Raw genomic sequence first — 12,126 nt, forward strand, 5'->3', positions numbered from 1 at the left:
GTTACACCAGCCTTGGCGCGATATACTTCAGCTCCGCCCGGGTGCCACAGAGCAGGAGTATATCGTTTTCTTTAAGTAAGAAGTTCGCGTTAATGTCGGTGAACACATCCTGTTCCCGCTTAATCAGAACAGCCTGCACACTGCCTCTGGCATCACCTAACACCCGGGAAACCGGTGCATCATGCAGCGCTGGCTTGACATGAATTTCCACCACGTATAAGCCATGCCCGATCGCCAGATAGTTATTGACCATAGGATAATTGAGCGACTGTGCAACGCGGATCCCCATTTCTTCTTCCGGATGAATAATGCGCTGCACGCCCAGCTTCGACACTATGGTGTGGTGGGCTTTGGTACTCGCTTTGACCCAGATTTCCTTCACCCCGAGGTTCTTCAGCGCCAGCGTGCACAGCAGGCTCGATTGCATATCTTCGCCGATCGCCACCAGCACAGCTTCACTGTTGGCCAGGTCCAGTTCCCTTAACGCACTTTCATCGGAGGAGTCGCAGATCACGGCTTGCGTGAGCTCTTCGACATACTTCTCGACAATCTTCGGGTCTCTGTCTACCCCTGTCACCGTATGCCCTAGGTGGATCAATTCCAGGCTGGCAGCCACACCAAAGCGCCCTAAGCCAATGACTGTAAAATGTGCCATTACAATACCTTAATTATTTTTTCCAAAAATGAGGGAGTAGCATTGCCAGAACGGTAAAGTACTCTAATCGACCTAAAATCATGGCGAGATTCAAAAACCAGATCCCGGTATCACTGACAGGCTGAAAGTTACTTCCTACCTGACCAAAACCTGGTCCAAGTACATTAATACACGCCACCACGGCAGTAAAAGATGACCAGAAATCCAAACCTGTGGCCATTAACAACAAGGTGAAAACCAAAGTGGTAAGCGCGGCTATGGACATAAAAGCCATTACCGCATTCGTGATATCTGAAGTGACTACCCGCCCTTGATAACGAATAGGCAAAATCGCCTTGGGATGAAGAAGCTGACGGATTTCGCGTCTGATCACCTTAAAGGTCAGAATGTCTCTGACTATTTTATTACCGCCCGCGGTTGAGCCTGAACAACCGCCCAAGTAAGCGCAAAAAACGAGAAACAGCGCTGTTGCAGCCGGCCAGGCACTCAGATCAGCCGCGCCAAACCCTGTGCTGGTGATAAAAGAGATAACGTGAAACATTGCAAAACTGAATGATATCAGTATGTGCTCATAAGCAGACTGCCGATACAAATACCAACCCAGGATAAAAGAGAGCGCCAGCACAATCAAAACAAAGACTCGCACTTCTTCATCTCTCAGATAAAGCTTAATTCCTGCCAAACCAGCCCGGAATACGCGAAAATGCAGCCCGAAATTTATTGCCCCAAGCAACATGAAAACGTTAGAGATCATCAGTATTAAATGACTTTCAAAATGCCACATACTGGCGTCATGGGTGGAAAATCCCCCTGTCGAAACCGTGGTAAAACTATGCGCAACAGCATCGTAAGCGGACATTCCCGCCAAATAATATGCAAGGGCACAAGCGGCAGTAATCGCCAGATACACGCCCCACAAATAGTGGGCTGTTTTAGAAATTCTTGGCGACAGTTTATCGTCTTTTATCGGCCCTGGCGTTTCGGCTTTGAGTAAACGCATTCCCCCTACGTTGAGCATCGGCAAGACGGCCACAACAAAAATAACAACACCTAATCCGCCCATCCATTGCAAAAACTGACGGTACAGAAGAAATGATTTAGGCATATTATCCAGCCCGGATAATATTGTCGCGCCTGTGGTTGTTAACGCACTAATCGATTCAAAGACAGCATCGCTGTAATTGACATCCGTCACCAAGTGAATAGGAATGGCACCAAGTATTCCTGTCAGTACCCAAGTTAAACTGGCAAAAATAAGTGCATCGCGAAAGGTAACTTTATCCAGTTTGCTTTGACGAAGAATGACAGAAACGATGGCAGAACCTAACACCATAAAGAGCCCTGGCGCTAGGAATAGCCTCGAAATATGATCATTAAAGATAAACAGCGAAAGCAGACCAAAACTCAGTTGCACAATACCCATCCAGAGCATAGGCATTGCCAATAAGCGAAAAGTATTTCTGGGGTTAACCACAATTCGATTCCTCTAGAACCAAACGATAACCCAGCCCGGATTCCGTTTTAATCAATTGTTGCTCGTCTGCACTGTCATTAAGTTTCTTGCGCAGCTGGCTGACCAAAATACGCAAATAATGTGTATCATCGCGATGGCTTTTTCCCCAGATCACATCGAGCAGATACGATTGTTTCACCAGTTTGCCCGGATGCAGAATAAGCTGTTCAACAAAAGCAAATTCCTTCTTTGTTAGCGGTATTTCATGACTGTCCAGCCAGAATTGATGGGTACTTTTTACTATTTTCAGCCTGCCGCAGAGAATTTCATCATTGGTCACCTGGTCATCAACCAAATCTCTGACCAGCACTTTGATACGCGCGATCAGCTCCTTGATGCCAAAGGGTTTACTCAGATAATCGTTCGCACCGGCTTCGAGTAAACGGATCTTTTCTTCTTCCTGATCGCGGGCGGTCAGAATCAGTACCGGGGTTTTATGTGTTTGACGAAGGCTGGCCAAAAAAGCTGCACCATCGCCATCAGGCAGACCGAGATCCAGAACGACCACATGGGGAGAATACGCCTGAAAGCACGCTGTGGCGGACTGAATACTATCAGCCCCCAGGTAATCAAATCCCTCAGCGGCAAGCGAAATTCGAATAAAGGTGTGGATCTGAGGCTCATCATCCACCACTAAAATTTTATAGCTCATGATTTTTCACCTTGAGGGCTGCTTGAGGGCTGATCGATCGGTAAGCGGATTCGGATCAGGCAGCCTTCCGACACAGGTACAGACTCAATGAGCCCCTGGTGGGCGGTGATAATACCTTTCGCGACAGCCAGACCTAAGCCAGATCCTGAATCTGCCGTTTTCTTGGCAGCGCTTGAATAAAAGAGATCGAAGATCCGCGCCGCTTCATCACTCTTGATACCGACGCCTTTGTCCTGAATATCAACCACAATAAAAGCCGATTCCTGAAACAGCGTGACCACCACGGATTGATGTTTTGGTGAAAAGCGTAATGCGTTATCCAATACATTAAACAGGGCTTGTTCAATTAATATCGCGCTCACTAAAATGCGAGATAGCTGGCCTTGTACCTGCACCACTACCCTTTCCTTAGAATAAGGTAAACGCAAAACAGCATTGTTAATAATGTGAATAATTGACTCATCATTTCGGGTGATTTTTAACGCGCCATGTTGCAACTTGGTCGCTTGCAAAAGGTTCTCAATATACTGATGCAATCGATGACTTTCTGCTGTGGCGCTGTTAAGTAATTCACTTTTCTCACCCTCACTGAGTTTTGGCATATATTCATTGAGAGTTGTGAGCGTACCGATAATAGTCGCTAAAGGCGTTCGAAGATCATGGGAAACCGAGAGCAAAATACTGTTGCGCAGTTTGGCTTTTTTCAATTCATCCTGCTGACGGCGGTAGTGTTCTGCAAGCTGGCTGGTTGTCAGTGCCACGAGAACAAAAACAACCAGATTAATAATATCTTCCGCATGAAACATCTGAAGTGAATAACGGGGTGTGGTAAACAAGAAATTGAAGCTCAAGGCTTCTATCACCGCAAAACCATAGGCAAAACGCGAGGTGCATTGCAATGCCACCACTACAACGGCAAGTTGTAGAATCAGCAGAACGGCTATCGTAGAGCCAAGCGCCAGATCAATCAGCCACGAGGCCGACAGCGCACTGGCCAACACCATGAAAGAAAAAAGAAAATGGCTGTTTCGCCAGTAAGTAAGCATAAAGCGGGATCAGCTAACAATGAGTGCGGCACACTCTAGCAAATGGCCCCTGAGAGTTCGCGTAAAAAAAGCGTAAAATTGTCCGAATAGAGGCTTAATATAGCCGTACTAACATGTAACACTGAGTCGATAACCTACCCCAGATTCAGTACGCACATAAGTAGGCTCGGTTGGGTCATCGCCCAGCTTTTGACGAAGATGACTGATCACGATACGTAGATAGTGAGTATCCGTGGTATGACTCGGTCCCCAGATTTGTTTGAGGAGCTGCGTTTGCGTAATCACACAATTTGGTGATGCTGCCAGCATAGAGAGAACCGCATACTCCTTTGGCGTCAGCACTACTTCGCATTGATTAACGGTGACCTGCCTTTTCATCAGATCGATGCACAGCTTGCCATCATCAATGACAGGTAGTTGTTCAGGTTTGATGTGATCACGCAAGCAGACACGCACACGAGCCAGAAGCTCAACAACACTAAACGGTTTGGTGACATAATCCTGCGCGCCAGCATCCAGGGCCCGCACTTTTTCTCTGTCCTGATTTCGAACAGAAAGCACAACAACAGGAACTGTGCTCCAGCTTCTTAATTCTTGCAAGACCTGATGGCCTTCCATATCGGGCAGTCCCAGATCCAGTACCACCAAATCAGGTTGTTGACGCACTATGGCAGCTAAGCCCTGAGTACCATTTTCTGCTTCTGTGACATCATACCCTTCACTGGCAAGGGCAATACGTAACATACGACGAATCTGGTTTTCGTCATCGATCACAACAATTTTGATACTCACGGATAAGACTTACTCTTATTTCATATTCGGATAGTCTAAAGGCAGTTCCACTTCAATTCTAGTGCCTCTGCCTCCGGCGCCGTCAACAGCTCTCACTTTACCACCATGTGCACTGATCATACCTTTGCATATAGCTAATCCCATTCCCGTATTTTGCTTTTTCTGATCGCCATCAGAGACAACGTAAAACATATTAAATATTTCTTTCTGAGCTGCTTTCGGTATTCCTGGCCCTTGATCTTCAATGGAAACCCGACATTGATTCTGAGTCGTGTCCATCACTATCGTAATGGGTTCTTCTTCCGGTGAGTACCGAACAGCATTTTCTAAAATGTTAAACAAAGCCTGTTCTATCAGCGCAGCATGAACATACAACAATGGTGGTTCATTATGGCGAATGTAATCGACTTTCACCGACGGGAAATAACGTTTTAAGCGACTTAATGCACTCCCTATGATGTCATCAACGGATACCCAATCCCGTTCAATTTTTAAAGTGCCGTGCCCAAGTTTGGTCATATCCAGTAAGTTTTGAATATAGCTATCCAGCCGGCGACTTTCCTGCAAAATAGTATCGAGCAGGTCAAACCTGTCTTGTTCATTCAACTGTTTATCAAATATTCGCAGACTTTCCGCAGCTCCCATCATTGCTGAAAGAGGTGACTTCAGATCATGAGATACTGACGACAACAGCGCAGATCGTATTTGCTCCACTTCTGTTTTCACCCTGGCACTCTCTAAATCAGACACTAAATGAATTCGTTGCCAGGTACTGGACGCCTGCTGGAGCATTGCATGAATCAGCTCTTGTTCAAAAGGGTTAAACTGTGTTTGAGATTTATCCCAACAAAGCGTGACCACTGCAATCACCTTCTTTTCTTGCAAAACGGGGATGACGGTCATTTGCGACGCACTCAGCGTGTCGGTAAACCGCCCAGCGATACTACCGTGCTGAAAGACCCAATCAATCGCAGAATGGTCAATTTGTTTGAGAGGTGTCAGTAAGAGCGGAACGAACTGTTTATGGTCATCTTTTCCGGCCATGACACTATAACATTTCACATGAACAGTGCGTTCGATATGGCGATTAACCGATTTCCAAAGTGCATTTTCATCGTCCGCAACAGAAAGCTCCTGAGCCAATTCCCTCAAGTTTTCTGCATACTGGTTGGATTCTTTCAGTAAAATAAACTGATGCCGAATTCGTGACGCTGCTGGTCCGCTGATCAAACCAATACAAACCAAAAATATCAAGGTTGCCACATCATCCTGACTGTGCACCTTGAATGTAAAAGTAGGTGCCGTTAAAAAGAAATTAAAGCTCAGGAATGACCAGATTGCTGTGGCAAGAGCAGGACGTGCACCAAACTTCAGACCAACAGCAAGAATGGCTATGACATAAAACAGCACTAAGTTTCCGCTACTCAATACTTGCTGCAGTAATAAAGCAAATACCGTTGCCACAGCTGTAGAAACAATACCAAAAATGTGCCCTTTCTTGTCACCCAATGGAGATACCCGTAATTCTGGTTCCTTTGGTACCTTCAGTTGCTCTGGGGCGCGATAGACTGAAACTTCAACCGGCAGTCCGGATTCTATTAACTGTTGATAAAGCCGTTTTCTTTGCCATAAAAACTGGCGCCGTGTTCCGGCACCTACAAGTACAGTGTTAATTCTGTGCTCATTCAAGAAAGGCAAAATGCTTCTGTAGGTACTCGAGCCCCGTAATACTTCGGCACTGGCACCAAGTTCTTTTGCCATTACCATGGCATCATTCAGACGCTTACGCCTTTGCAGATCCTGAGTTTTCCCCGTATCCACCCAAACCACTGTCCAGGGTATTTGGCGCCGATCGGCGATTTGTCGACCAATGCGTATCAAATAACGGTGGTCACTGTTTGTACTGATCAATACCAGCAGCTTATCTTTAAGAATAAAATCTGCTTTTTCTGATTTCGCCTCCAGTTCACTGATAAGGTGCGCATCCACTTGTTCGATGACCCGTTTCATCGCCAGTTCACGCAATGCAGTCAGATTTGAGATGGAAAAAAATGTATCCATTGCCAGCCTGGCATACTCAGGTAAATACACTTTTCCTTGTTGCAGACGCTCAATTAAATTGACCGGTGGTAAATCGATAAAACGAATATCATACGCATCATCAATGAAACTATCCGGGACGGTTTCTCTGACCCGAACCCCGGTAATTTGCATTACTAAGTCATTCAAGCTTACAAGATGCTGAATATTGACCGTCGTGTACACATCAATACCGGCAGACAGTAATTCATCAACATCCTGATATCTTCGCTTATGACGGCTACCGGGTACATTTGTATGTGCAAGTTCATCCACCAGAATCAGTTCAGGTCTTCTTTCAAGTGCACTATCAAGATCAAACTCGGTCAGATAAGTATTGTGATACCCGATTTCCTTGCGGGGTATTACCTCTAATTCCACCAGCATGGCTTCAGTTTCTTCCCGGCCATGCGTTTCAACCAGCCCGACAACAACATCAGCCCCTTGCTGTAACCTTTCTTTGGCTGCACTGAGCATTGCATAGGTCTTGCCGACACCGGGAGCCGCACCAAGAAAAACAGTGAGCTTTCCTTTTTCTTCTTTTTTTAACTTACTGAGTAAGACATCAGCCTGTTGAGAACGGGCAGTGTTATCCGTCATTCAACGCTCCTATCGAAATCCCCTGGCGGAATAAGTAAATAATGCTAGTCGTAATGTGATTTCATATTAAACACAACACATTAACTAAAGGTGTGAAGTAAAGCAGACCCGCTATGATAGCCGGTCTGCTTTCAGTCTACTCGGGCTGGGCTGCATCCAAAGCCAGATTCAGCATCAGTACATTTACCCTTGGCTGCCCCAACATTCCCCATTGCGGCATGTCGGTATGCTCAGTGATTAATGCGTTGACCTGAGCCTCGTCCAGATTACGAACACGCGCAATACGCGGGGATTGCAGGTAAGCTGACGCGGGTGATATATGCGGGTCCAGCCCGGCACCAGAAGCTGCCAGCATATCAACAGGAATTTGTTCAGCTTTCACACCTTCCAGAGTTTGAATCGCTGCGCTATCAGTCGCGACTCGTTCTCGTAATTCTGGATTGGATGGCGCTAAATTGCTGCCGCCGGTTGCTGTAGGATCATATCCTGCAGCACTGGGGCGACCATGAAAATATCGATCGCTGACAAATTCCTGCCCAATATGTATCGATCCAATGTTCTGACCATTCTGCTGAATCATACTGCCCGCAGCCTGGAAAGGAAAAAGTAACTGGCCTAAACCGGTCACCACTCCAGTATATAATACGCCACAGAGAATCAGCATCATGATACTCGCTCTGATTGCAATGAATACCTGATGCAGGAATGCACCGCTCTCTAAGCTGACATTTATATTTTGAGCCTGCAGCCCATTCAATGAGTGGGAAGAATTCATGTTCATCATCATACTCCTATACCAAAGACCCAATCATGACATCAAACAATTTGATCACAGCAAAGGGAAGCAACACCCCACCCAGGCCATAAACGAGCATATTGTTCCGTAATAGTTTTTCCGGACTGATTGATTTCACTTTGACACCTTTCAATGCCAATGGAATCAGGATAGGAATAATCACGGCGTTAAATATTAACGCAGAAATAACAGCAGTCGCCGGGCTGTTCAAATGCATGAAGTCAAGCGCTGCCATCGCGGGAATGGTAGCAACAAAAACAGCCGGAAGAATCGCGAAATACTTAGCAACATCGTTTGCCAATGAAAATGTCGTCAAAGCACCGCGTGTGATCAGTAACTGTTTGCCGACTTCAACAACGGCCAGTAATTTAGCAGGATCTGAGTCCAGATCCACCATATTGCCCGCTTCTTTCGCAGCCTGAGTGCCAGAATTCATTGCCAGACCGATATCTGCCTGTGCCAATGCCGGTGCATCGTTGGTTCCGTCCCCAACCATCGCCACTAATCGTCCTTTTGCCTGCTCAGCACGGATCAATTCCAATTTGTCTTCCGGTTTAGCTTCTGCAATAAAATCATCAACGCCCGCCTCAGCGGCAATCACGCCTGCCGTGATTGGGTTATCCCCTGTCACCATCACAGTACGCACACCTAATGATCGTAAGCGTGCAAATCGTTCAGCTACCCCGGGCTTAATCACATCTGTTAACGCAATCACGCCGAGTACTTGTCGTTCAGTTGCAACCACTAATGGCGTTCCGCCTTTCTGGGCCACGGACATCACCAAATGATCAATATCATCAGGCCAGCGCACACCCAGTTCAATGGCCCACTTTTTCATTGCATCACTGGCACCTTTCATCCTTAAGCCACCATTTGCCAGTTGCAAACCTGAAACGCGTGTCTTGGGTGAAAAAGGTAAGAACTCAGCACCGTTGATGGGCTGTTCAGCGGCAACATTCATTGATTCCGCTAACAGCAGAACCGATTTACCTTCCGGGGTTGGATCTTCAATAGAAGCATGAACGGTTGCAGCAACCAACGCCGAGTCTTCAACACCCTGAACGGGCAAAAATGCGGTCGCCTGACGATCACCAAAAGTGATTGTCCCGGTTTTATCAAGCAGCAATGTGTCAATATCACCGGCAACTTCTACCGCTTTACCTGATTTGGCCACCACATTCGCACTCAAGGCCCGATTCATACCCGCGATGCCGATAGCAGGCAGTAGTCCGCCAATTGTCGTTGGAATCAAGCAAACCAGCAAAGCTATCAGCATAGTGTAATCAAGCTGACCGCCAACAAAATTCGCCATTGGAGGTAAGGTGACCACAATAAGGAGAAAGACGGCTGTCAACGCAGACAACAACACAGTCAGCGCTAACTCATTCGGTGTTTTTTGTCGTTTTGCCCCTTCGACCAGCCCGATCATCCGATCGAGAAAGCTATTCCCGGGATCATTGGCAACGCGCAGGACTATCTTCCCGGTTAATAACTTGGTTCCCCCAATCACGCTGGAATGATCTGTTCCTGCCTCCCGTAATACAGCTGCCGACTCGCCTGTCACAGCGGATTCATTCACTGTTGCCACACCCTGGATTATGTCACCATCGGCAGGGATGTATTCGCCTTCCCGGACACAAACGGTATCGCCTTTCCCCAGTGACGAGGCATCAACCCATTCTTCCTGGTTGTCACGGATTCGGCACGCACGCAGCGATCTTTTCGCAGCTCTAAGACTGGCGGCTTGCCCGCGGCTTTTCGCTTCAGCAACAGACTCTGCGAAATTCGCAAACCAAACAGTAAAAAACAGTATCAAGGTCACCGTGAGTTCAGTCCCGAAACTGTGACTCGTGACGATTCTCTGTACGGTTATCAAAGCACTCAATAACGTGCCAATCCATACCACGAACATCACCGGATTGGCAGCCATTGCACTCAGTGACAATTTTTTCAGCGCGTTGAGGCTTGCCTGCTGCACATCAGCCATCGCCATAGCCTGTGTATTTTTAGACTTCATGAATCAGTACCCCATACCCGTTTCTGCAAGTTGCAGTGCCTCTCCAATAGGCCCCATTACTGCTGCTGGTAGAAATGACAAGAAATTAATAATCAGAATGACCGCGATTAAAGTGACGCAAAAGGTCGGACTGGCCAGTTTCAGGCTGCCGGCACTATCCGGGCTCACCCGTTTGCGGGCCATTGACCCTGCAACGGCTAAAGGTAAAACGAGTGGTAGATAACGACCGGCAAGCAACGCCAGCACACAAGAAATGTTCCACCACGGGGTGTCGTCTCCTAATCCCTCAAAGCCTGAGCCATTGTTAGCAAATGCAGAAGTATATTCATAAAACACTTGGGATATGCCGTGGAACCCGGGATTGCTATTACCCGTTAAGGCAGGAAACGCGACAGTCACGGCTGTCAGTACAAGTATGCAAAACGTCGGTAAGACAATCAGGCTTGCCAGTAACGTAATTTCCTTGGTTTCAATCTTGCGTCCAAAGATCTCCGGAGTCCGCCCAATCATCAGCCCTGAAAGGAAAACAGCCAGCCATACGTACACAATGAAGTTAACAAAGCCACATCCTATACCTCCCCAGATCGCACTGATCAGCATGCCTGACCGCGTCATCAGTCCGCCAACAGGATTAAAAGAGTCGTGCATGGCATTCACTGAGCCGTTGGAGGTTTGTGTGGTCAGAGTCCCCCACAGAGCAGAGAGTTCAGGACCAAAACGCACCTCTTTCCCCTCCATGTTTGGCCCAGCAGCACTCAATTGAGCGAAAGCAGCGTTTGGCTGAAGTTCACTGTAAACCGTTGCCGCGATGAAACCGACGCTCATCACTCCCATAGCCACCAACGACATCGTTGAAAAACGTTTGTACCGTAATAATCCACCAGCCATGAAAACCACAGCCATAGGTATCAATACCAAAGCGATCGTTTCAATGGCGTTACTCACCGGTGTTGGATTCTCAAGTGGATGACTACTGTTAGGGCCATACCACCCACCCCCATTGGTTCCAAGCTGTTTAATCGCAACCATTGGAGCAACCGGCCCAATCGGCACCTCCTGGGTTGCAACCTGAGATGCGCTATCAACCGTATTGACATGCTGAGCACCATTGAAGCTGCTGGGCACACCCTGCCAGGTCAAAAGTAGTGCAACAACTGCTGCCACCGGTAACAAAACACGAACGACGCCTCGCACCAGATCAACGTAATAGTTACCCAGATCTCGGGTTTCACCTTCTTTCGCCGACTCATGATTTCGACCACCGCGCATCCCACGTAAAATGGCAACACATACGGCCAGCGCCATTGCTGGGGTCACAAATTGCAGAGTCACAATCAAAAAACCTTGTGACAGATAAGAGAGCTGAGCTTGCCCTGAATAATGCTGCTGATTGGTGTTTGTTAAGAACGACACTGCCGTGTGCAGAGCGAGATCCCACGACAAAGGACCAATCTGATCCGGATTGAACGGTAACAGATGCTGAAATTTTAAAATCAGAAAGGCCAAGATCCCCAGTATCAGATTGCTCAGCAAAAAGGCTGACCCGTACACTTTCCAGCTCATACCTTGCTGTTGATTGACCCCCATAAGACGATAAAGACCATTTTCGATTGGCCCGAATATCTTATCGCTTAAATGTGGTTTTCCTGAGAAAACCCCTGTCATATACATCCCGAGCGGCATGGCCAGTATCAATGCCAGTGAGCAAATAATAAAAATATCCAGCATAACCACCCCTAGAATTTCTCAGGCGCAAAAACGGCCCACATTAAGTAAATGAAAAGCGCGCCAGATAGCACTAACAATAACCAGTCCACTGTGACTCTCCTTGATTGATCACCAGTGAAAGGTATGAAAAGCAGGCGTAAAGTCTCTAGGTGCTCGAAGTAAAAAGGCGTAAAGATTTCGTAAAAAGACAAGATACTCTTTGCTGGCACAAAGATTATCCGTTTTTAGCAGTTGTCCAGGCCGGTTGC

The 12,126-nt window shown here is 47.2% G+C and carries 10 protein-coding genes; all 10 read right to left on the reverse strand.

What is annotated here, in order from left to right:
- Position 1: 1 nt before the first annotated feature.
- The 10 genes from H511_RS0113170 to H511_RS25225 all read right to left on the reverse strand — a co-directional run bounded on the left by H511_RS0113170 (position 2) and on the right by H511_RS25225 (position 12,087).
- Complete coding sequence (locus tag H511_RS0113170; RefSeq protein ID WP_027252715.1) at positions 2-655, reverse strand: potassium channel family protein; 654 nt, start codon at positions 653-655, stop codon at positions 2-4.
- A 13-nt stretch (positions 656-668) separates the two neighbouring features.
- Entirely contained in the window at positions 669-2,129 is a 1,461-nt protein-coding gene (locus H511_RS0113175; RefSeq protein WP_027252716.1) for a TrkH family potassium uptake protein, read from the reverse strand.
- On the reverse strand, positions 2,122-2,820 hold the full coding sequence (locus H511_RS0113180) for a response regulator transcription factor (RefSeq protein WP_027252717.1): 699 nt from the start codon (positions 2,818-2,820) through the stop codon (positions 2,122-2,124). The genes H511_RS0113175 and H511_RS0113180 overlap by 8 nt, the downstream gene beginning before the upstream one ends.
- The gene (locus tag H511_RS0113185; protein ID WP_027252718.1) at positions 2,817-3,866 is read right to left on the reverse strand and encodes a sensor histidine kinase; all 1,050 of its coding nucleotides are present in this window, start codon (positions 3,864-3,866) and stop codon (positions 2,817-2,819) included. The genes H511_RS0113180 and H511_RS0113185 overlap by 4 nt, the downstream gene beginning before the upstream one ends.
- A 108-nt stretch (positions 3,867-3,974) precedes the next feature.
- A complete protein-coding gene (locus H511_RS0113190) occupies positions 3,975-4,658 on the reverse strand; it encodes a response regulator (protein WP_027252719.1) in 684 nt (227 codons plus the stop codon).
- A 15-nt stretch (positions 4,659-4,673) separates the two neighbouring features.
- The gene (locus H511_RS0113195; RefSeq protein ID WP_027252720.1) at positions 4,674-7,337 is read right to left on the reverse strand and encodes a sensor histidine kinase; all 2,664 of its coding nucleotides are present in this window, start codon (positions 7,335-7,337) and stop codon (positions 4,674-4,676) included.
- 136 nt (positions 7,338-7,473) lie between these two features.
- Positions 7,474-8,118 (reverse strand): potassium-transporting ATPase subunit KdpC, encoded by a 645-nt coding sequence (gene kdpC, locus H511_RS0113200; protein ID WP_248616592.1) that lies wholly within the window; start codon positions 8,116-8,118, stop codon positions 7,474-7,476.
- A gap of 10 nt (positions 8,119-8,128) precedes the next feature.
- Positions 8,129-10,150, reverse strand: a complete 2,022-nt coding sequence (gene kdpB, locus H511_RS0113205; RefSeq protein WP_036759517.1) for a potassium-transporting ATPase subunit KdpB — start codon at positions 10,148-10,150, stop codon at positions 8,129-8,131.
- A 3-nt stretch (positions 10,151-10,153) separates the two neighbouring features.
- Positions 10,154-11,878: a potassium-transporting ATPase subunit KdpA gene (kdpA, locus tag H511_RS0113210; RefSeq protein ID WP_027252723.1), complete on the reverse strand. Its 1,725-nt coding sequence runs from the start codon at positions 11,876-11,878 to the stop codon at positions 10,154-10,156.
- An 8-nt stretch (positions 11,879-11,886) separates the two neighbouring features.
- On the reverse strand, positions 11,887-12,087 hold the full coding sequence (locus H511_RS25225; RefSeq protein WP_162144613.1) for a potassium-transporting ATPase subunit F: 201 nt from the start codon (positions 12,085-12,087) through the stop codon (positions 11,887-11,889).
- Between the last annotated feature and the right edge of the window lie 39 nt (positions 12,088-12,126).

The organism is Photobacterium halotolerans DSM 18316, from assembly GCF_000425165.1.
GTDB lineage: Bacteria > Pseudomonadota > Gammaproteobacteria > Enterobacterales > Vibrionaceae > Photobacterium > Photobacterium halotolerans.

Excerpts from the sequence above, each read along its gene's own strand:
- kdpB (WP_036759517.1), bottom strand. The coding sequence starts at position 10,150 with ATGAAGTCTAAAAATACACAGGCTATGGCGATGGCTGATGTGCAGCAG.
- kdpA (WP_027252723.1), bottom strand. The coding sequence starts at position 11,878 with ATGCTGGATATTTTTATTATTTGCTCACTGGCATTGATACTGGCCATG.
- H511_RS0113195 (WP_027252720.1), bottom strand. The coding sequence starts at position 7,337 with ATGACGGATAACACTGCCCGTTCTCAACAGGCTGATGTCTTACTCAGT.
- H511_RS0113170 (WP_027252715.1), bottom strand. The coding sequence starts at position 655 with ATGGCACATTTTACAGTCATTGGCTTAGGGCGCTTTGGTGTGGCTGCC.
- H511_RS0113185 (WP_027252718.1), bottom strand. The coding sequence starts at position 3,866 with ATGCTTACTTACTGGCGAAACAGCCATTTTCTTTTTTCTTTCATGGTG.
- H511_RS0113180 (WP_027252717.1), bottom strand. The coding sequence starts at position 2,820 with ATGAGCTATAAAATTTTAGTGGTGGATGATGAGCCTCAGATCCACACC.
- kdpC (WP_248616592.1), bottom strand. The coding sequence starts at position 8,118 with ATGAACATGAATTCTTCCCACTCATTGAATGGGCTGCAGGCTCAAAAT.